Consider the following 20,045-nt stretch of genomic DNA (forward strand, 5'->3'; position numbering starts at 1 on the left):
GGATCCTGTCTGCTGGTGAACGGCTCGCTGTTGCGGGCGCGTCACCGGTGAGCAGGGTCCCTTTTTCGAGATCCCTTGAACGCGCTTTGCAGCACCTCCCTGCCGGTCTAGCCGACGGGGCAGAGCAGCAGGAAGCGTTCTTTCACCACGATCACAAAGGCAACGGCTATGTCGGCAATGTATGGGCTTGCGCGTTCACTTCTGTTCCGGCTCGATCCTGAAACAGCACACACCTTGAGTCTCAAAGGCATGCGTCTGGGGCATCAGCTGCACATGATGCGGATGGTCAGCGGTCATCACGTCGAGGACCCCGCTACCGTCATGGGGCTGACCTTTCCCAACCGTGTTGGGTTGGCTGCAGGGCTCGATAAGAACGGCGACTATCTGGCAGCCCTGGGTGCGCTCGGCTTCGGCTTTATTGAGCTGGGGACCGTTACGCCACGCCCCCAGCCGGGCAATCCCAAGCCGCGCCTGTTCCGTCTGCCCGAGCATGAAGCGATCATCAATCGCATGGGCTTCAACAACAAAGGGGTTGATCACCTTGTTGAGCAGCTCAAGCAGCAGCGTGCTGGCTATAAAGGCATCGTCGGCGTCAACATCGGCAAGAATCGCGATACGCCGCTCGAAAAGGCCGTGGACGACTACCTGATCTGCCTACGTGCCGTTCATCCCTATGCCGATTACATTGCCATTAATATCTCCTCGCCGAACACGCCGGGACTCCGTGACCTGCAAGGTGATTCCAGCCTTGATCCGCTGCTGTCGGCGTTGAAGGCTGAAGTCACGCGCCTTGACCGCGAGAACGGACGCCGCGTGCCGATCGCCGTCAAAATTGCACCGGACATGAGCGATGAGCAGGTCGATGCGCTGACTGATACGCTGGTACGCCATCAGATCGACGGGGTTATCGCGACCAACACCACGATCGACCGTCAGGCGGTAGAAGGGCATCGCCATGCCGGCGAAACCGGTGGTCTGTCGGGCCGTCCGGTCGCTGACGCATCGACGCGCATCGTTTCGCGCATTCATCATCGTGCGCCTACATTGCCGATCATTGGCGTGGGCGGTATCCTGTCAGGTCATGACGCACTGGAAAAACAGCGTGCCGGGGCCGTGCTGGTCGAACTCTACTCAGGGTTCATCTATCGTGGTCCGGGCCTTGTCGGGGCCTGCGCGCGCGCATTGCGGGACGTGTAAGTTCCAACGCCCTCCCTCCAGTCCTTTTGTTTGCGACCCGGCAGCCCTAATGGCTGCCGGGTCTGTCCTCATTTTTCAGGAATCCTGTGATCCTTCCGGATCGACGCTTCTGCCATGACTACACCTGAACTGGCTTCCGTGCCTACGGATACTTATGCCTTCCTGGCAACGTGCCCACGTGGCATCGAATCTCTGGTCGCCGACGAACTGGCGACGCTGGATGCCGAGATCGAGCGCACCACCGTAGCGGGGGTCATCGGGCGCGCTACTCTGCAGACGCTCTATCAGATGTGCCTTTGGTCACGTCTGGCCAACCGCATCATCCTGACACTGGCGCGTGTCGAAGACGTCGACAGTGCCGCCGACCTGCTGAAGGCGGTCAGTGATGTCAGCTGGGAAACGCTGATGCCGGACAATGCCACGCTGCGTGTCGACTTCCACGGCCGCTCCGAAGGCATTCGCCACACCCAGTTTGGCGCTCAGACCGTCAAAGACGGTGTTGTCGATCGCTTTCAGGCACAGGGGCTGCTACGTCCCAACGTTGACCCGCATCGCCCGGATACGCGCATCTATGCCCATCTGCACCGCAACGTGCTGACACTGGGGATTGATCTGTCCGGCGACAGCCTGCACATGCGTGGCTATCGTCTGGAAGGCGGTAAGGCACCGTTGAAGGAGAACCTAGCGGCAGCACTGCTGGTCCGTGCCGGCTGGCCTGAGCGTGCCCGTAAGGGTGAGGTGCTGGTCGATCCGATGTGTGGGGCGGGTACGCTACTGATCGAAGGCGCGCTGATGGCGTGCGATATCGCACCGAACTTGGGGCGCCCGCGCTGGGGCTTCCAAGGCTGGCAGGAACACGACCCCGAACTGTGGAAGCAGGTCGAGCGTGAAGCCCGTTGGCGTGCCGAAGCGGGCAAGCGCCGCTGCCGTGCTGCCTTCATTGGGCAGGATGTTGATGGCTATGTCATTCTGGCCTCTGCATCCAATGCTCGTCGTGCGGGGGTCGATCAGCTGATGACCCTGACACGCGGCGATGCCACGCGCCTGACAGCGCTGGCCCCCAATGAAACCGGCTTGGTCATCACCAACCCGCCCTACGGCGAGCGTATTGGTGACATGCCGGCACTGGTGCCGCTGTACAGCGAGCTGGGTGCTCGCCTGCGCCAGCACTATCCGGGCTGGAGCGTGGCGCTGTTCACTGGCAACCCCGAGCTGGGCTACCGTTTGGGCATGAAGGCGCACAAGCAGTATTCGTTCTTCAACGGTGCGCTGGCGTGCAAGCTGTTCCTGTTTGAGATCCGTACGACAGAAGAGCGTCAGGCCGTTGCAGAAGCGCATGGCAATCTCACCCCAGAAGGGGAAGTGATGGAAGCGCCTTCGCTGTCGGAAGGGGCCCAGATGTTTGCCAACCGCCTGCGCAAGAACATCAAGCGGCTGGCCAAGTGGCGCAAGCGCAGCGGTGTGCAGTGCTACCGTCTGTACGATGCCGACATGCCGGAATATGCACTGGCGATCGACATCTACGGCAGCCGTGTTCACGTTCAAGAATACGTGGCACCGAAAGGCATTGACCCGCGCCAGGCCGAGCGCCGCCTGATGGAAGCGTTGACGGTACTGCCGCAGGTACTGGACGTGGCCAGCGACCACATCTACCTCAAGCGTCGCCAGCGTCAGGCAGGCAAGGCGCAGTACACGCGCCAGAGCAACAGCCAAGAGCGCCTCGTCGTCGAAGAGGGTAAAGCGAAGCTGTGGGTGAACCTGCGTGACTACCTTGATACCGGTCTGTTCCTCGATCACCGTCCGGTGCGTCTGATGCTGGGCGAGATGGCGAGCGGCAAGCGCGTACTCAACCTGTTCTGCTACACCGCTACGGCAACGGTCCATATGGCACTGGGCGGTGCCCGCGAAAGTATTAGCGTCGACATGTCCAATACCTATCTGGACTGGGGACGTGACAACTTCGAGCTGAACCGCATCGACCTGCGTCGCCACCGCCTTGAGCGTGAAGACTGCCTGAAGTGGCTGGCAGAAGACCGCAGCCAGTTCGACCTGATCTTCCTTGATCCGCCGACGTTCTCCAACTCGAAGAAGATGGAGGCCACGTTCGACGTACAGCGCGATCAGATCCCGCTGATCAACAGCGCCATGGCTCGTCTGGCGAAGAACGGTACGCTGGTGTTCTCCAACAACCAACGCCGCTTCAAGTTGGAGCCTTCGTTGGCAGAATACTATGACGTGGAAGACATTACCTCGCGTACGCTGGACCCCGATTTCCAGCGCCGTCCGGATATCCACAAGGTGTTCGTGATTCGTCACCGCTAAACGTTGCGCCGTGTCAGGTAACTGGCACGGCGTTTCTTCATGTGTAAGCGATCATTAAGCGTCCATCAGCGAGGATATGTGCCATCCAGAATCAAGAGGTTGCTACTGCGAGTCATTGCGTATCATTTGCATCTAATGTGGCGGACAGCATAGAGTAGCGACCTTGGTATGACTGTAATGGAGTAGGAATAATGAGGGCAGCCCAGCTATCGCATCGTCACCGCCGGTGGTCCACTCGCGCTTGGCGATATCTGTGCTACATGCTGGGTGCAGGGATAATGAGCGTATCGCCGTGGGTACACGCCGACGGCACGCTGACTTATTTCATCAAGGCGCATCAGGCGGAAGAGTCCGATGTAAAAATCAAGATCGTGACCTTCCACAGTGTCGAGCCTGACCCGCGTCGCAATGACACCAACGTTAGTGCCGACGATCATCGCGAAGTGCGCGTCGACATCGAATACCCGATGGTGATGGGCATGGCGAACCGTGCCATGTCACGACGGATCAACAGTGTGGTACACGACTGGCTGTTTAGCGGTTACGAACGCAAGGCATTAGGGTCCGCCGACATCGACGTGCTGGTCGATGCCGTTGTCGAAGGGCAGGTACTCAGTATTATTGCCGACAAGGAACGCCTGTCTCACGCTGAAATGATCCCGGAAACGGGTCTTGAAACCCGCCACTATGATCTTGGCAACGGCCACCAGATCACTTTCCGAGAGTTGTTCACCGACGATTATCACCCCCGCCTGAAGCAGCTGCTGACTCGTGGTACTCATGGTTCACGCCAGCAGCAGATGGAAATGACCGTTGCCAACATCACCGATAACCAAGCGTTCTATGTCGAAAGCGGCATGCTGTTCATCTATATCGGGGAAGCTTCAACGGATTTCAGTCCCGAGTGGGTGCGTATCAAGCTGAGCGACCTCAAAGGAGTGCTCAATGAACAGCACCCGATGGTGCGCAACGCCTATGTAACGCACCACTGGGTATTGGATGACGAGTAGTCGGTGTTATGGCGTTATGCACCGCGAGGCCTGTGCTTATCCGAGAAAAAAAAGCATGCATGAGAAGGTAAGGGGAGCAGGCGGAGACGTTTAGCGGCAATCAATAAGTCGATTACGGTAGTGATAAGCGCCGTGAGAGCATGCTCTGCATGTACCGTGTGCAGTTCCTTGAGACAGGCGCGGGCGCTGCAATGCATATCGCTGCGGTTGAGCTGACGCCTGCTGCCGTAAGGGCAAGTGCTGCCATTACGCGGACTATGCGAAGTTGCTTTGAGATAGGCGCGGGCACTGCAATGCATATTGCTGCGGTTGAGTTGACGCCTGCCACCGTAACGGCAAGTGCTGCCATTACGCGCACTATGCGAAGTTGCCTTGGGATAGGTGCGGGTACTGCAATGCATATCGCTGCGGTTGAGTTGACGCCTGCCACCGTAACGGCAAGTGCGGCCATTACGCGTACAGTGCGAAGTTGCCTTGGGATAGGCGCGGGTACTGCAATGCATATCGCTGCGGTTGAGTTGACGCCTGCTGCCACAACGGTAAGTGTTGCGATGGCATGTTCTGTATCTGGCCATGCAAGGGCTGTCTCGCTGGCCTTAATTAGTAATTAGGTATGGGGCACTAAGAGGCTGTTTCATAACCTGAGTAATTGCTTTTTCCCTTTCTAAAATAGACGGCTTTTACCGCGGATTTGTGGTTTGAAATTTCCTCAATGACACGGGTATTGGGGTCATGAAACACGCTCTAAAGGCCGAGCGAGCAGAGCGCTGCTCCAGCAGCAGGTTTGATGCAGGGCATTTGCTCGCGTTGCCTTCATCGCTGTTATGGCATTGATCGAAAGCGTGGTGTTATTCCAACAGTGAAAGCTGGCGCATTGCTGCCTGACCTTCCGGTGACTCACTGTCCACTTCAAGCACCTTGTGAAAGCCGCGTGATGTCTGAATATGGTGGACGTCGTCTACCCACGTCATGGCCTGCGTATAGTCTTCGGCCAACATGTGCTTCAGACCGCCGAACTGCGTTCCGATCTGCCCCCAGGCACGGCTAACAATCCAGTCGCCAAACATGTCCTGATGCACATGCACCAGCACGTAATCATGGTCACTTTCCCAACGTACGATCATGTGGCCGAGGTTTCCGCTCAGTAGGAGGTAATAGAGTGCCGCCTGTTATCCGCGTGTGGTTGATGACAGGGGTAAAGGTCATTCTGACTGAATACGGCGAGTCTGCAAAGCCGATCGGGAAAAGAGACAAGCATGGCCTGCGGTTGTCAGCGCTCAACGGATACGAAAAGAGGGTGCCGGGACATTGATCTCGGCACCCTCTTTCATCTTTATGAACGTCTAAACGGCTTAGCGATAGGCCGCCTGTTTCAGCGCATTGATGCGTTCGTCCAGCGGCGGGTGGCTAGCAAACAGCTTCTGCATGAACGATGCCACCTGCCCCTGAGTGATGGCGAAGGCTGTCATGGAGTCCGGCATCTCATCGGGGCGCTGTGCGTCGCCTTTTAGACGCGTCAGAGCATTGATCATAGCGCCTGATCCCGCCAGACGAGCGCCTGCCGCATCAGCACGATATTCGCGCCAGCGTGAGAACCACGCCACGATGGCCGAGGCTGCGATCCCGAAGATGACCTGCATGACCATCTCGACGAGGAAGAACGCCAGCTGGCCCATGCCTCGGTCTTCATCATTGCGGCGCAGGAAGGTGTCGATCCCCATCGCGACCAGACGGGCGAAGAACATGACGAACGTGTTCACTACGCCTTGGATCAGCGCCAGCGTCACCATATCACCGTTGGCTACGTGACCGATCTCATGACCGATGACGGCCCGTGCTTCTTCCGGGCGCATCTGATTGAGCAGTCCTTCAGAGACCGAGACCAGCGCGCTGTTGCGGTTCCAACCGGTAGCAAAGGCGTTGGCCTGTTGCATCGGAAAGATGCCCACTTCCGGCATCCGGATACCGGCCTGCTGCGACAGCTCGGCGACGGTATCCAGCAACCACTGTTCCTGACTGTTCTGCGGCTGCTGGATGATGCGTGTTCCAGTCGACATTTTCGCCATAGATTTTGACAGGAACAGCGAGACCACAGACCCCGCCATGCCGATGACGAAAAACGCCGCCAGCATGCCGAACAGGTTGGTACCAGTGCGGTAGCGCAGATAAACATCAAGGCCCGTCAGATGCAGGACGATACCCGCGATCAACATGACGGCTAGGTTGGTGGCTAGAAACAGCAACACCCTCATCATAAACGTACTCTCCTGTGTGAATGGCGGGTGAAAGCCCCACTATTCAAGGATGGACGAACAAGTGGTCTCACATGAATGAGACCACTGTGTATCAGCAATAGTTGCCTGATGGAATGGGGTTAATATAGGCCATATTCAAGCGCACCAACTGATGGGCAGCTTAACTGCGGCGGCGAGCCAAGAAGTTGCCCAGACGCCCGATCGCCTCGACCAGCTGGTCTGCATACGGCAGCGTGACGATGCGCAGGTGGTCGGGATCAGGCCAGTTAAAGGCCGTTCCCTGCACCAGCAGGATCTTTTCTTCCAGCAGCAGTTCAAGTACGAATTGCTGATCGTCCTTGATGTCGTACACCTCGGGGTCGAGGCGCGGGAACATGTAGAGTGCGCCTTTCGGCTTAACGCACGAGACCCCAGGGATAGCGTTCAGCGCTTCCCACGCCGCGTCGCGCTGGGCGAGTAGACGGCCACCGGGGCGTACCAGGTCATTGATGGACTGATAGCCGCCCAGTGCGGTTTGGATCGCATGTTGTGCTGGTACGTTAGCGCACAGGCGCATTGAGGCCAGCATGTTCAGCCCTTGGATGAAGTCCTGCGCATGGCGCTTCTCACCCGACAGGGTCATCCACGCCGCACGGAAACCGGCGCAGCGATAGTTCTTGGACAGACCGTTCATGGTGATGATCAGCAGATCATCGGCCAGCGTCGCCGTGGAAATATGCTGGGCACCGTCGTACAGGATCTTGTCGTAGATCTCATCAGAGAAGACCACCAGATTGTTTTCACGCGCCACCTGCAACAGGTTGAGGATGACGTCGCGTGAATAGACGGCCCCTGTGGGGTTGTTCGGGTTGATCAGCAGCAGTGCTTTCGTGCGCGGCGTCACCTTGGCGCGCATGTCTTCGATGTCCGGTTCCCAGCCCTTTTCTTCATCGCAGCGATAGTGCACGGCGGTACCGCCGGCCAGATGTGTGGCGGCTGTCCACAGTGGGTAGTCCGGTGCAGGAATCAGCACTTCATCGCCGTTATCCAGCAGACCCTGCATGCACATCATGATGAGCTCAGATACGCCGTTGCCGATGAAGATATCGTCGATGCCGACACCCTGAACACCTTTGCGCTGGCATTCCTGCATGATGGCCTTGCGTGCCGAATAGATCCCCTTCGAATCGCTGTAGCCCTGGGACGTTGGCAGGTTGCGCATGACATCCTGGAGGATCTCTTCCGGCGCTTCAAAACCGAACGGGGCAGGGTTACCGATATTGAGTTTGAGGATGCGGTGACCTTCGTCTTCCAGACGACGCGCGTGCTCCATGATCGGACCACGGATGTCGTAACAGACGTTGTCGAGCTTTCTTGATTTGCGGATCGGAGCGTTCATGTTCGGTTCTGCCTAGAGGGGGCTTGAAGGTGTAAATCAGTGGGCCGTGATCAGGTCCATGTCGAGAGGCCTCTATGGGATATCGACCTCAATGTATGAAAAGCAAGGGTGTGTACGCGGCAAGCAGAAAGCTCGGCGTAGAAGTGGCACCGCAGGCGTATCACTCAGCATACCGTAGCGTGCTTTTGATATGCCACTTCAGTAGGGATTTTTTCTGAAGCCGCCTAAAGATTGCATTTACGAGGCAGAATGCGACGCAATGAAACTGATCGAGTGTGCAGGAATCAACCGCGTGAAATGGCGTTCATCTGCAGCGTACGGCGCAGAAATGCTGAGTATGCTGCGCAAGGTCACAGAGGAGGCTTTGCCATATCTAACCGTCAACGGATGCTTATAAGGACGGTGCTTAATGCTAAAGGCCCCAAGAGGGCTATAAGAAGGCAAAGAAGGAAGGTATCGCCCCTGCATGATGCTTGTACGACAGTCGGTGTTTTGCGTCGGTAGCAGCAAGGGCGATGAATGGCACGATGTTGCTGGCGGTGTCAGCTGTCGCTCTCGTCGTCATCCGTTTCAGGCAGCGTATCCGGGCGAACCGGCTCGTCCTGCGGAATATCCTGCGGCAACTCAAGCGTGATGCGGCCCAGTACGCCTTGGCGTAGCTCATGCAGCAGCACTTCAGCACCACGGTGAATGTCCACAACGCCACCGGCCTTCAAACCACCGCGCTTGCGCGCGATCGTATCCAATAGCGCATCGCCGTCAAAACCGGTACGAGCCAGCAAGTCGATGTAACTGAGCCCGTTGTCATCCACCTCTATTTCGGGCTGCTCTGCTTCCTGTTTCACCGTTTTTTCCATGTCGAAAATAGGCAGCTCAGTCAGCTTGTAGCGTGCTTTTAGAGCATCAGGATAGCGGCGTGCCAGCTCGGCAACAGTAACCTTGGCTACGTCAGGGTAGTCCAGCGCGGTATCGCGAATGGCACCGCTGGCGGCCAGGCGATAGGCGCTGGCTTGATCCTCAATCTTCGGCCACAGCACTCCGGGCGTGTCCGTCAGCGAAATGCCGTTTTCGAGCTTGATGATCTGCTGGCGCTTGGTCACGGCCGGCTCGTTGCCGACCTTGGCCAGCTTGCGCCCTGCCAGTCCATTGATCAGCGTCGATTTCCCGACGTTGGGAATTCCCATCACCATGACGCGTACGTCGCGGTCGGCGCGAATATGCCCGGCCAGCTCGCGGCACAGCTTGGCAATAGGCTTGAGTTCCCGTGCATTGGTGGTCGTGATCGCCAGTGCGCGCATGTTGGGCTGTGCGTTGAAGTGATCGCACCACTGCTGCGTCGCGATAGGGTCGGCCAGATCAGCACGCGAGAGCAGCTTAAGCACCGGTTTGTGGCGCGTTAGCTGAGCCAGCATCGGGTTGGCGCTGGAGTAGGGCAGACGTGCATCAAGAACTTCCACTACCACGTCGATTTTGGGCAGCGCCTGTTGGATTTGGCGCTGTGCCTTATTCATATGTCCGGGAAACCAGCCCAGCATTGCACTTCTCCATACATCATTCAGTGGCGTCGTCAGAATACCTTGCCTATCCCATGTCGAATGGAGCACCGCCTCTACCTCAATGGCGAGCGGCATTTGCCGTTGGGTCATCGCACTGAGGTGCATTGCAGCGACTCGTGACAATAGGAACGGTAGGAGGGTGACGACGTTATAACGGGGTATTCTACGCAGGATGGGCGAGAGATGCCTTCTTTATCATGGAACATGGCGTCTGCGAAGGATCTGATACGCGCGCTGATGCTCGACCGTGCGGCCCACCACATCCTTTGAAGGGATCTCGGCCGCACTGAATAGTGTTCCTACAAGACACCGCGCAATCGTGCCGCGCCTCCTTAGTACTCTATGAGGCTGAGTACTCTGCGAGGCGGCCTATGTTCGATCCGAATTGCTTTCATTGTGTGTGCTGGGATGGAAGCGCAGCGAAACCGAGTTGATGCAGTAGCGCATCCCCGTTGTGTTTTGCGGGCCATCGGGGAAAACATGCCCCAGATGAGCACCACAGCGACGGCAACGCACCTCGACGCGACGCATGCCGTGGCTCGTATCGAAGTGCTCTTCGATGTGGGCATCGGGTAGCGGGCGATCAAAGCTGGGCCAGCCGCAGCCAGACTCGTATTTATCGTCGTTGTTGAATAGCGGTGCGTCGCAGCACACGCAGTGGAACGTGCCGGGAGTAGGGGAGACACGGTAGTCGCCGCTGAACGGCGCTTCCGTACCCGCTTGGCGCGTCACATGGTACTGCTCTGGCGTGAGCTGAGCTTTCCATTCCTGATCGGATTTATGAATGTGGTCGGCATGTCGCTTGTGGTGGGGCATGGAACACTCCTAAAGGAAAGAAGAGCGAAAACGGCATCGCGGGTGCTGAGCCGCTGCACGCTGGCCGATGACTCGAAGGCGACAGGGCGACATCGTTGGCCTCAGCATGCAGTGTGGCGGCCGTCTAAAGCCGACGCAAGTTTTAGTGAAAGGCCGTCTGCTGTAGAAGAATAAGGCACTGAAAGCCGCGCTGTTTCTGGAATGACGCGCTACAGATGTCGAATGTGAAGCCCGCTGACACAATTCAATGACTCAAATATCAACGTCGTAGCTTGACACTTCACCATTATGCCGATAATATGCGCGCCATCTTGAGTTCACCGGAAACGGTTGCGATAGGTCCCATTCGTCTAGTGGCCTAGGACACCGCCCTTTCACGGCGGTAACAGGGGTTCGAACCCCCTATGGGACGCCACCTTTTTCGGAAGCTTGAGGCAATAGGAAGTACTAAGCGGGAATAGCTCAGTTGGTAGAGCGCCACCTTGCCAAGGTGGAGGTCGCGAGTTCGAGCCTCGTTTCCCGCTCCAATGTGTCCCATTCGTCTAGTGGTCCAGGACACCGCCCTTTCACGGCGGTAACAGGGGTTCGAACCCCCTATGGGACGCCACTTCTTCCTAGATATGCGGGAATAGCTCAGTTGGTAGAGCGCCACCTTGCCAAGGTGGAGGTCGCGAGTTCGAGCCTCGTTTCCCGCTCCAGTGTGTCCCATTCGTCTAGTGGTCCAGGACACCGCCCTTTCACGGCGGTAACAGGGGTTCGAACCCCCTATGGGACGCCACCTTCTTCTGTTATGCGGGAATAGCTCAGTTGGTAGAGCGCCACCTTGCCAAGGTGGAGGTCGCGAGTTCGAGCCTCGTTTCCCGCTCCAATTCAGGTTGTGTAGATGATGTTAGTCTGCACTTCATCAGAGAAAGAGCCGAAAGGCTCTTTTTTTGTTTCTACGATATCTTCAATCTCGCCCTTTTTTCCTCTCGATCAGCTGCTGTTGCGCTTTTGAGTTCCGCACCTGATGCTTATAAGCACTATTTCTGCATACCATTACTCCGCACGATGTCGTCCCCTGCATCTGTTTTGATCATGGTGATGAAAGTGTCGCTATGCTCTGTTGAGCGGAAGATGCTGAAATACGAGTATTCGCTAGTGGCGGAAGCCGTAAAGAGGTGGGATGAGTCTGTCCTGCTTACTGCCATGTTGGCAATAAGCAGGACATCGGTATTAGCGATTAACCACTTTTGCCGGCAGGGCCACTACCAGCAGCGCGCTGGCGAGCAGGCACACGGCAAAGAACCACATGGCGCCTCCGGCCTGCCCGCTCAACTGCATTGCAAAGCCCATGACAGAGTTGCTGACCAGTCCAGCGATATTGGCCAGCGAGCAGGCCAGTGCGAAGCCTGTTGCTGCGGCCGTCCCTTTCAGAAAGGTCGCCGGCAGGCTGAAGAAGACGGGAACGGCACCGATCACCATGGCTTGTGCGATCGAGAACAGCAGCACCGTTGCCCACGTGCTGTGAGTGAAGAACGTGCTACCCGCCATGGCCACTGCGCCAATAACGAACGGTATGATGATGTGCCAGCGGCGTTCGCGGTGACGGTCGGAGCTGGCGCCGATGGCGAGCATGCCGATAAGGGCTGCCACGCTGGGCAGTGCCGTCAACAGGCCTATATGGAAGGCATCGCTGATGCCTGTCGCTTTGATAAAGGTGGGCATCCAGAACCCCAGTGCATAGGCGGTCAGTAGGATCGAGAAATCAATGCCGCCTAGCATCCACACCTTTAGGTTCCAGAAACCGTCTCTGAAACGATGGCGCGCAGCAGGCATTTCTGCCTGGTCTTGGGCTAGCACGGAGTCGATCGTGGCGCGTTCCTGTTCGTTCAGCCAGCGTGCGTGGCGTGGTGAGTCTGGTAGGCACCAGAAGGCGAGAATGCCCAGTGCAATGCTGGGCAAACCTTCGAGCAGAAATAGCCACTGCCAGCCGTGCAGTCCATGCAGGTCGTGGGCGGCCTTCATAATCCAGCCCGAAAGCGGGCCACCAATGACGGATGACAGCGGTAGGCCGATCATAAACAGCGCGATGATGCGACCACGGCGCTGGCTGGGAAACCATTGGGTCAGATAGAACAGAACACCGGGTAGGAAACCGGCTTCGGCAGCCCCTAGGAAGAAGCGCAGGATGTGGAACTGGAGCGGTGTTTTGACCAGTAGGGTGCAGGCCGACAGAATGCCCCACGTCAGCATGATTCTGGCGATCCACAGCCGTGCACCGACGCGCTGTAGCGCTAGGTTGCTCGGCACTTCCAGTAGGATATAGCCCAGAAAGAATAACCCCGCTCCCAGACCGAAGGTGGCTTCGCTGAAGCCCAGATCGTCCAGCATTTGCAGTCGTGCAAAGCCGACGTTGATGCGGTCGAGGTACGCCGCGAGATAGCAGAAACACAGGAAAGGCACTAACCGCCACGTCACCTTGCGAAAGAGTGATGCGTGGCCGTCGTCGGGTAAGGTCGTCGTCGCGGACATTACCGATTCCTCATCAAAAGAGCCGTAAGACCGTGGCAGCCCGTGCTGCCCCAAGGACGCCTACCTTATGCCTTATCCTTCATAGCGTGAAGAGTCACGGGGCAATATCCATAGCCCGTCACGATGAACGTGTTTTCGACGCTAAGCTCATCGTTGAAGGGACACTTGGATTGAGCTGGATTGAGTGTGCCCTATGGCGGGGAGGGCGATTGGTCAGCGTGTGTCGACACGAGCTGCTGCAACCGCTGGAGGTCGGCATCGTGCTGGGGGTAGTAGACGTTCAAGCGGCTACTGGCATTGCCATTGGTGTGCCACCACAGCTGCTTGTCCAGCGCCATTATTCCTAATCGAGCATGACGATAGGTGTAGGTCACTTCTTCCGGCTGCAGTACGGTATTGGCGCTCCATACGGTGTGGAACAGTGGTGACTGCGCTTTGAAGGCACAAATTCGTTGCTTCAGCACGTCGTCATTGGGGCGTTTGGCGAGGGTATCGCGTAGAAAGCCTGCCATGCGCGTTATCCGCAGCGCCAGAGTTTCTTCGCTGTCGATGCAGGCAAATCTTTTCCATTCAGGGTGCGTGATGGTCAGGTGAAGGTAGTTCTGTGCTTCGGCAGGAAGGTCGTTGAGGTCGAAACCGATCATCAGCTGAAACGCGTCGTTGTATGCCACGATGTCTAGGTAGTCGTTCGCCAGTAGTGCGGGCAGCGGGTTGAGCTGCGTCAGCAGTTGCAGCGTATGCGCCGATGTCGTCTGGCAGGGAGCCTTGTGGGCGCGTGTCTGCGGGAAGATAAGGTTGTGCAGGTATTCGCGTTCGGATTTGGTCAGCCGCAGAGCGGAGGATATGGACGAGAAGGCCTGTGCAGAGATGCCCGCGGCCTGGCCGCGCTCTATCTTGCTGTACCAGACGGTACTGATACCGGAAAGATCGGCGACGTCTTCTCTTCTCAACCCTGTCGTACGCGTACGTGCCGGTCTGGGCAGTCCTACCGCTTCGGGTGAAATGCTTTCTCGCTTGGCCCGCAGAAAATCACCTACCCATTTGAGATTGTCTGGGTGCATCCATTAGCCCTATACAATTTATACATGTCTAAACTGTTTCTTGTGCGGTGTAGAGCAGAGAGCATAATGCAGTCCAGCGATTAAGAACAGGTAATGATGGCCTTGTATATATAATAGAAGACGTGGAAAGGTGCCAACTACTCCTGCATGATCATTATTTATTAAATAAATATCACCATCGAAAGGGGTAATCATTAGATATCTGGAAAGACGTCGAGTGAATATCATGATCGTGTGCAGAAATGTATGCGGTTATCGGCGGTGTGTTGCCCTGCAGCACCAGATGCATCACGTTTGTTGGTCCCGTTAAGCTCGACCGAAGCCGTGTGAAGGTATAAGCCTTGGAGCGCTTCCAGATGCAAGGTAGTTTTCACAACGATATTTATGAGCTATGTAAGGTCCGCTATTCATTATATGTTTATGTCATCGTTATTTCATCGAATTATCATATAGGCATGCAAATATGCAGCATGAAAATAATGTCAGCGGACTGTCTATCGTCGCGGTACTGCTTCTCGTTATCGGGCAGGTGCTGCCGCAGGTAGATTTCGCGATCGTGAATGTGTCTCTTGATGTGCTTGGTAAGGCACTGAATACGGATGAAACCGGGCTGGTACTGATCGTGGCGCTGTATGGCCTGAGCTTTTCTGCACTGATCACTACGGGCGGGCGCCTGGGAGACAAGTACGGCAGAAAGCGTCTGTTCATGGTAGGTATCGTCGGGTTCTGCATCGCTTCGGCGCTTTGTGGCCTTGCGTCGGGCATCGTGTCGATGCTTCTTGGGCGCGTTCTGCAAGGCGTATTTGCTGCACTTCTGCTGCCTCAGATACTCGCCACGATCCATGCCACGCTTGAGGGCGAACGCCACCGCTATGTTGTTGGCATTTATACTTCAATCGGTGGACTATCCGCCATTCTTGGTCAGGTGGCTGGGGGCTGGCTGGTCTCCGCCAACCTGTGGAATCTGGGATGGCGGGTGGCCTTCTTTATCAATGTGCCCATCTGTATCGTCATCTTTATATTTGGCTGTCTGACCATCCCTGAAACGCGGTCGTCGGACACCCGGCAGAGCATGGATCTGGGAGGAATCGCCCTGTTCATTCTGTGCCTGCTGTCCGTCATGGTACCGATATCCCTTGGCGGACGGTGGCATGGGCTGTGGTGGTGGCTGGCCGCGACGGTGCCGTGTGCATTCTTGCTATGGCGGGTTGAACGCGGCCATGAGCGGGCGGGAAGGAAGGCGATTCTTCCCCCGTCGATGTTCAGGGAAGCGATGGTCAAGAACGGATTTGTGCGAGAAATGACGGTCACTTTCGCATTCCCGGGATACCTGTTCGTGACCGCGCTGTGTCTGCAGAGCGAGCTCGGCTTTACGCCGCTTGAATCGGGAAATGCGTTTGTCGCGCTGGGTGCAATGTTCTTCGTCGGCTCACTCATCAGCAAGCGGCTGGGCCATCGCCTTGGTGATCACCTGTCGTACGCTTTGGGCGCACTTCTAACCGTGAGCGGCTTTTTGGCGACAATCTGGCTGTTCTACCACTTCAACCATCGCTTGACGTTCTATGACCTGTGGGGAGCGACGGGCGTGATCGGGCTGGGCAATGCCATCATGCTGACATCGGCCTATCGGCTGACGCTTTCCCATGTCGATAGGCGCTATGCCAGCGAAGTGAGCGGTGCGCTGGCTACCGTGCAGCAAGGCTGCTTCGCTTTGGGAACGGCATTTGCTGGGGCACTGTATGCGGGAATGCTGAGATACGGTGGTCTGAATGCGGTGATGCTGTCCATCGGCGCACTGGCATCGCTGGTGGTGCTTGTCGCTATCTGCTTAGCGATCCATGTAGCGCATCGACGGTAGGCGAACAGCGGGCAGGGTGGGCATGTCGACGATGTGCCCTTAGTATCGAGGTATAGCGATGTCTCTTTACACGTTCATACTGTTCCTGGGGGCCAGCTTTGGCTCGATGGCATCTTCATATCATGCCGTCGGGATGCTCTCGTCTTTCATCATTGCCATTCTTATGGTGGCGGGAGGAGGGGTGTGCGTTGTGCAGCTCAGCATGAATGGACGCGTGAGCATGGAAAAAAGTGCCTCGTCTTCAACAGAGGGATAGATGGAAGATCGACGTGGGGAAGAAGGGCGTGCTGAATAGTTGACCATTCTACGCATAATGGGCATAATAGCGGCGTTCCTATTCAGGAATCTGCTGTCTTCCTGACAGCCAATGCGTCCCATTCGTCTAGTGGTCTAGGACACCGCCCTTTCACGGCGGTAACAGGGGTTCGAACCCCCTATGGGACGCCACTTCTTTTCCCTCCTTTAGTTAGTTTCTCTTTGTACTGCTTTCTAGCGGTCTTCGCTGCTGCAATACATTCCGCTTCCGTTTGCTCGAACGATTCGTCGTGTCGCATGGCGTTCTGCTATAAAACAGATCGGTCGATACGCTTAAGTCTGCAACCGTTCTCACTATTTTCGTATAGATACGCCATACTATGGGCATGTCAGTACCGTAGCCCACTTTTTGAATGCTGCTGTTCCCCCACTATGCTGAGTTTATCAGACGGGTATCGCTATGTTCGCGGTGTGCGGGCTTTTTTGTTAGCATGCAAATAAATACGGCCTTTGTAGGCCGCTATCCTCGATTCGGCCGGATGCATGGGCTATGCCATACTGCCGTCCAAATTTTCTTCTCTATCCACGGATATGATCATCCACCGCTGCACAGGGAGTGACGCATGGGGACTCCAGCGCTTTCCATCCGCGGGTTGACCAAGACCTACGGTACTCACCAGGCCCTCAAGGGCATTGACCTTGATGTGGCTGAAGGTGACTTCTTCGCTCTGCTTGGCCCTAACGGGGCGGGTAAATCGACGACACTCGGCATTCTTAGCTCTTTGGTCAACAAGACCTCAGGTAAGGTCGAAATCTTCGGGCGCGATATCGACAGGAATTTTTCACGAGCCAAGTTTGACATCGGTTTCGTGAACCAAGAGTTCAACTTCAACCAGTTCGAGAAAGTCGAAGACATCATCACCGCGCAGGCGGGCTGCTACGGGATCCGCTACAAGGTCGCCAAGGCGCGTGCCGAGCAGCTGCTGGAAGATCTGGGGCTGTATGAAAAGCGCAATGTGGCCGCGCGGATGCTTTCGGGCGGAATGAAGCGCCGTCTGCTAATCGCTCGTGCGCTGGTGCATGAGCCGCGCTTGCTGATTCTTGATGAGCCGACGGCCGGCGTCGACATTGAGCTGCGTCGCAGCATGTGGGAATACATGCAGCGCATCAACCGCGAAAAAGGCATGACGATCATTCTGACCACGCACTACTTGGAAGAAGCCGAGAGTCTGTGCCGCAACATCGCCATCATCGACAAAGGGCAGATCGTGCAGAACACCAGCATGCGCGCACTGCTACAGCAGCTGGATACCGAAACCTTCATTCTGGATACCGAGCGTTCGTTGGTACAGGCACCGGTGCTGGAAGGGTTCGAGCTGCGCCGCCTTGATGATATGCAGCTGGAATTAGTCGTGCCCAAGGGGCGCAAGATTAATGACGCCTTCGCACAGCTCTCCGAGCACGGCATCGAGGTGATGTCGATGCGCAACCGTTCTAACCGCCTCGAAGAACTGTTCGTTTCACTGGTAGATCACAAGGGAAGAGAGATTCGCGGATGAATGCCCAGCAGATCATGGTCGCGCTCTGGACGTTGACCGTTCGAGAAGTTCGCCGTTTCATGCGTATCTGGCCGCAGACGCTGCTGCCGCCATCCATCACCATGTCGATGTACTTTCTTATCTTCGGCAGTATGATCGGCTCGCGCATTGGTAACATCGACGGTGTGGCGTATATCGACTACATCGTGCCCGGCCTCATCATGATGTCGGTCATCACCAACAGCTACTCCAATGTGGCGTCATCGTTTTTTGGCACCAAGTTCCAGCGTTCGGTCGAAGAGATGATGGTGTCACCGATGCCCAGCTGGGTCATCCTGACCGGGTTTGTGATTGGTGGCATGGCACGCGGCCTGCTGGTTGGGCTGATCGTCACGATCGTATCGCTGCTGTTCACCACCGTACACGTGGCGCATCCGCTGCTGACCGTCTTGGTGGTGGTCGTGACGTCGGCCATGTTTTCCATCGCAGGCTTCATCAATGCGCTGTTCGCCAACAAGTTTGATGATATCTCGATCATCCCGATCTTTGTGCTAACCCCGCTGACCTACTTGGGCGGTGTGTTCTATTCGATCAACGATCTGCCCGAGTTCTGGCGTAACGTATCGCTGATCAACCCTGTGCTCTATATGGTGAACGGTTTCCGGTACGGTATTCTAAACATCGCCGATGTGGGTATCGGTTGGGCGCTGGCCGTGATCGTGCTTTTCATCGTGGTCATGTTCTTGGCGGCGCTGTACATGCTGGCGAAAGGTAAAGGAATCCGTAGCTGATGAAAACGCAGTCCGAACTTCTGGTCGATGCTCCGCTGGGACATGAATCGGCCTATCCTGAGCAGTACGATGCGTCGCTGCTGTTCCCGATTGACCGCATGCCTCAGCGACGCCCGTTGGGCATCGTCGATGCTGCCGCGCTGCCGTTCGTGGGCGTTGATGAGTGGCAGGCGTTCGAGATTTCCTGGCTGGAACCTTCTGGGCGGCCGAATGTCAGAATCGGGCGTTTCACTTTACCAGCGCAGTCGCCTAATCTGATCGAGTCCAAGTCGTGGAAGCTGTATCTGAACAGCTTCAACCAGACCGCGTTCGCTTCGGAGGACGAGGTCGTGGCGCGTATGATGCGAGACCTTAGTGCCGCCGCGGGTGCGCCTGTGAGCGTCGAACTGCTGAGTGTGGAGGCCTCTTCGCTGGCAGGGCAGACGATGCCGGGCGAGTGTCTTGATGATCTGGACGTTGCCATCAAGCACTACACGCCCACGCCGGAACTGCTGACCAAGGCGTCGGAGGAGATTGTCGAAGAGACGGTGTATTCGCATCTGCTTAAGTCCAACTGTCCTGTCACGGGGCAGCCTGACTGGGGCACCGTCATCATTCGCTATCGCGGGCCGCGTATGGCACGCGAGGGGCTGCTGGCCTATCTGATCTCCTATCGCCAGCACCAGGATTTCCACGAGCACTGTGTCGAGCGTATTTTTGTGGATATCATGTCCCGTATTGCGCCCGAGTCATTGGTGGTAAGTGCACGCTATGTTCGACGAGGCGGGTTGGATATCAACCCGACGCGCGCTACGCCGGATCATGATCTGACGGCGTTGCCCGCTTGGCCGCGCCTTATCCGTCAGTAAGGTGCGCGCACGTTCCCTTCACCATGAAGCTCCGGTTTACCGGAGCTTCTGTCATCAAGAGGTTCTTCATGCAGGCTGATACGTTACTGCTGCAGCGTCGTTCATGTGGTCGCCTGACCGATCCCGCCCCTTCAGCCGAGCAGCTTGATCTGCTTTACCGAGCCGCGCTGCGTGCGCCCGATCACGGTGCGCTGGCCCCTTTCCGCTTTGTCGAAATCAGTGGGGAAGGGCGAGCGACGTTGGGTCGCCTGATGGCCGCATCGCTCAAATCGCGTGCTCCTGGCACCTCGAACGAAACACTGGCAGCGGTCAGTCAGAAGCCGCTAACGGCGCCGCTGATCATCGCGGTTATCGCCCGCGTTGAACGCACCGAGCGCATTCCACGTCAGGAACAGGTCATCACGGCAGGGTGTGCGGCACATGCCATGCTGTACGCGGCCTACGCGCAAGACCTTGGTGCGTTTTGGCGTACGGGGGATTACGCTACCGACCCGCTGGTACGCGGTGCTTTCGAACTGAAGCCGATGGATGAATTGGTAGGCTTCATCTATCTGGGAACACCCGCCACGGAACCGCGTCCTCCGGTGGCCCTTGAACCGGCCGATTTCATCGAATACTGGTCGTGATGTTCCACGGCGTGATCGTT

15 protein-coding genes and 7 tRNA genes are annotated in these 20,045 nt (G+C 56.8%); 15 read left to right on the forward strand and 7 right to left on the reverse strand.

The features are described from left to right. Nucleotides 1-168 precede the first annotated feature (168 nt). From ACMHYW_RS02795 to ACMHYW_RS02805, 3 genes are all read left to right on the forward strand, one after another. A complete protein-coding gene (locus ACMHYW_RS02795; RefSeq protein ID WP_414500798.1) occupies nt 169-1,197 on the forward strand; it encodes a quinone-dependent dihydroorotate dehydrogenase in 1,029 nt (342 codons plus the stop codon). A gap of 114 nt (nt 1,198-1,311) precedes the next feature. After that, complete coding sequence (gene rlmKL / locus ACMHYW_RS02800; protein WP_414500799.1) at nt 1,312-3,519, forward strand: bifunctional 23S rRNA (guanine(2069)-N(7))-methyltransferase RlmK/23S rRNA (guanine(2445)-N(2))-methyltransferase RlmL; 2,208 nt, start codon at nt 1,312-1,314, stop codon at nt 3,517-3,519. A 191-nt stretch (nt 3,520-3,710) separates the two neighbouring features. Continuing rightward, entirely contained in the window at nt 3,711-4,529 is an 819-nt protein-coding gene (locus ACMHYW_RS02805; protein ID WP_414500800.1) for a hypothetical protein, read from the forward strand. Between the two features lie 848 nt (nt 4,530-5,377). Here the strand turns inward: ACMHYW_RS02805 and ACMHYW_RS02810 are convergent. The 5 genes from ACMHYW_RS02810 to msrB form a co-directional block, all read right to left on the reverse strand. Next, entirely contained in the window at nt 5,378-5,653 is a 276-nt protein-coding gene (locus tag ACMHYW_RS02810; protein ID WP_027704915.1) for a hypothetical protein, read from the reverse strand. 228 nt (nt 5,654-5,881) lie between these two features. Beyond that, on the reverse strand, nt 5,882-6,784 hold the full coding sequence (gene htpX, locus ACMHYW_RS02815) for a protease HtpX (RefSeq protein WP_414500801.1): 903 nt from the start codon (nt 6,782-6,784) through the stop codon (nt 5,882-5,884). A 160-nt stretch (nt 6,785-6,944) separates the two neighbouring features. After that, a complete protein-coding gene (locus ACMHYW_RS02820) occupies nt 6,945-8,162 on the reverse strand; it encodes a pyridoxal phosphate-dependent aminotransferase (RefSeq protein ID WP_414500802.1) in 1,218 nt (405 codons plus the stop codon). A gap of 542 nt (nt 8,163-8,704) precedes the next feature. Next, on the reverse strand, nt 8,705-9,697 hold the full coding sequence (ylqF, locus tag ACMHYW_RS02825) for a ribosome biogenesis GTPase YlqF (protein WP_414500803.1): 993 nt from the start codon (nt 9,695-9,697) through the stop codon (nt 8,705-8,707). A gap of 390 nt (nt 9,698-10,087) precedes the next feature. Next, nucleotides 10,088-10,534, reverse strand: coding sequence for a peptide-methionine (R)-S-oxide reductase MsrB (gene msrB / locus ACMHYW_RS02830; RefSeq protein WP_414500804.1), 447 nt, complete (start codon nt 10,532-10,534; stop codon nt 10,088-10,090). Between the two features lie 339 nt (nt 10,535-10,873). Between msrB and ACMHYW_RS02835 the strand changes: the two genes are divergently transcribed. From ACMHYW_RS02835 to ACMHYW_RS02860, 6 genes are all read left to right on the forward strand, one after another. After that, a tRNA-Glu gene (locus ACMHYW_RS02835) sits at nt 10,874-10,949 on the forward strand. Nucleotides 10,950-10,985: 36 nt separating this feature from the next. Continuing rightward, nucleotides 10,986-11,061 (forward strand) — tRNA-Gly (locus ACMHYW_RS02840). Nucleotides 11,062-11,065: 4 nt separating this feature from the next. Then, nucleotides 11,066-11,141: transfer RNA gene (locus tag ACMHYW_RS02845), tRNA-Glu, on the forward strand. Between the two features lie 15 nt (nt 11,142-11,156). Beyond that, nucleotides 11,157-11,232, forward strand: a tRNA-Gly gene (locus ACMHYW_RS02850). Between the two features lie 4 nt (nt 11,233-11,236). Beyond that, nucleotides 11,237-11,312: transfer RNA gene (locus ACMHYW_RS02855), tRNA-Glu, on the forward strand. Between the two features lie 14 nt (nt 11,313-11,326). Continuing rightward, nucleotides 11,327-11,402: transfer RNA gene (locus tag ACMHYW_RS02860), tRNA-Gly, on the forward strand. A gap of 347 nt (nt 11,403-11,749) precedes the next feature. On the opposite strand, the gene ACMHYW_RS02865 is transcribed toward ACMHYW_RS02860, so the two are convergent. Then, a complete protein-coding gene (locus ACMHYW_RS02865) occupies nt 11,750-13,048 on the reverse strand; it encodes an MFS transporter (protein ID WP_414500805.1) in 1,299 nt (432 codons plus the stop codon). Nucleotides 13,049-13,239: 191 nt separating this feature from the next. Further along, the gene (locus ACMHYW_RS02870; RefSeq protein WP_414500806.1) at nt 13,240-14,109 is read right to left on the reverse strand and encodes a helix-turn-helix transcriptional regulator; all 870 of its coding nucleotides are present in this window, start codon (nt 14,107-14,109) and stop codon (nt 13,240-13,242) included. A 463-nt stretch (nt 14,110-14,572) separates the two neighbouring features. Here ACMHYW_RS02870 and ACMHYW_RS02875 point away from each other — a divergent pair, with 463 nt between their 5' ends. From ACMHYW_RS02875 to ACMHYW_RS02900, 6 genes are all read left to right on the forward strand, one after another. Continuing rightward, on the forward strand, nt 14,573-15,967 hold the full coding sequence (locus ACMHYW_RS02875) for an MFS transporter (protein WP_414500807.1): 1,395 nt from the start codon (nt 14,573-14,575) through the stop codon (nt 15,965-15,967). Nucleotides 15,968-16,338: 371 nt separating this feature from the next. After that, nucleotides 16,339-16,414 (forward strand) — tRNA-Glu (locus tag ACMHYW_RS02880). Between the two features lie 431 nt (nt 16,415-16,845). Further along, nucleotides 16,846-17,781 carry an ABC transporter ATP-binding protein gene (locus tag ACMHYW_RS02885; RefSeq protein ID WP_414500808.1) on the forward strand — a complete coding sequence of 312 codons (936 nt, stop codon included), beginning with the start codon at nt 16,846-16,848 and terminating at the stop codon, nt 17,779-17,781. After that, the gene (locus ACMHYW_RS02890) at nt 17,778-18,551 is read left to right on the forward strand and encodes an ABC transporter permease (RefSeq protein ID WP_414500809.1); all 774 of its coding nucleotides are present in this window, start codon (nt 17,778-17,780) and stop codon (nt 18,549-18,551) included. The genes ACMHYW_RS02885 and ACMHYW_RS02890 overlap by 4 nt, the downstream gene beginning before the upstream one ends. Beyond that, a complete protein-coding gene (queF, locus tag ACMHYW_RS02895) occupies nt 18,551-19,399 on the forward strand; it encodes an NADPH-dependent 7-cyano-7-deazaguanine reductase QueF (protein WP_414500810.1) in 849 nt (282 codons plus the stop codon). Before ACMHYW_RS02890 ends, queF begins: the two co-directional genes overlap by 1 nt. 68 nt (nt 19,400-19,467) lie before the next feature. Then, on the forward strand, nt 19,468-20,025 hold the full coding sequence (locus tag ACMHYW_RS02900) for a nitroreductase family protein (protein WP_027705547.1): 558 nt from the start codon (nt 19,468-19,470) through the stop codon (nt 20,023-20,025). Nucleotides 20,026-20,045: the final 20 nt, after the last annotated feature.

It is taken from the genome of Zymobacter sp. IVIA_12111.31 C1 (assembly GCF_047495495.1).
In the GTDB taxonomy this organism is placed as follows: Bacteria; Pseudomonadota; Gammaproteobacteria; order Pseudomonadales; family Halomonadaceae; genus Zymobacter.

Bases quoted from the DNA above. Each gene is read 5' to 3' on its own strand.
- queF (WP_414500810.1), top strand. From the start codon at position 18,551: ATGAAAACGCAGTCCGAACTTCTGGTCGATGCTCCGCTGGGACATGAA.
- ACMHYW_RS02885 (WP_414500808.1), top strand. From the start codon at position 16,846: ATGGGGACTCCAGCGCTTTCCATCCGCGGGTTGACCAAGACCTACGGT.
- htpX (WP_414500801.1), bottom strand. From the start codon at position 6,784: ATGATGAGGGTGTTGCTGTTTCTAGCCACCAACCTAGCCGTCATGTTG.
- ACMHYW_RS02875 (WP_414500807.1), top strand. From the start codon at position 14,573: ATGCAGCATGAAAATAATGTCAGCGGACTGTCTATCGTCGCGGTACTG.
- ACMHYW_RS02870 (WP_414500806.1), bottom strand. From the start codon at position 14,109: ATGCACCCAGACAATCTCAAATGGGTAGGTGATTTTCTGCGGGCCAAG.
- ACMHYW_RS02805 (WP_414500800.1), top strand. From the start codon at position 3,711: ATGAGGGCAGCCCAGCTATCGCATCGTCACCGCCGGTGGTCCACTCGC.
- ACMHYW_RS02900 (WP_027705547.1), top strand. From the start codon at position 19,468: ATGCAGGCTGATACGTTACTGCTGCAGCGTCGTTCATGTGGTCGCCTG.
- ylqF (WP_414500803.1), bottom strand. From the start codon at position 9,697: ATGCTGGGCTGGTTTCCCGGACATATGAATAAGGCACAGCGCCAAATC.
- ACMHYW_RS02820 (WP_414500802.1), bottom strand. From the start codon at position 8,162: ATGAACGCTCCGATCCGCAAATCAAGAAAGCTCGACAACGTCTGTTAC.
- msrB (WP_414500804.1), bottom strand. From the start codon at position 10,534: ATGCCCCACCACAAGCGACATGCCGACCACATTCATAAATCCGATCAG.
- ACMHYW_RS02865 (WP_414500805.1), bottom strand. From the start codon at position 13,048: ATGTCCGCGACGACGACCTTACCCGACGACGGCCACGCATCACTCTTT.
- ACMHYW_RS02795 (WP_414500798.1), top strand. From the start codon at position 169: ATGTCGGCAATGTATGGGCTTGCGCGTTCACTTCTGTTCCGGCTCGAT.
- ACMHYW_RS02890 (WP_414500809.1), top strand. From the start codon at position 17,778: ATGAATGCCCAGCAGATCATGGTCGCGCTCTGGACGTTGACCGTTCGA.
- rlmKL (WP_414500799.1), top strand. From the start codon at position 1,312: ATGACTACACCTGAACTGGCTTCCGTGCCTACGGATACTTATGCCTTC.
- ACMHYW_RS02810 (WP_027704915.1), bottom strand. From the start codon at position 5,653: ATGATCGTACGTTGGGAAAGTGACCATGATTACGTGCTGGTGCATGTG.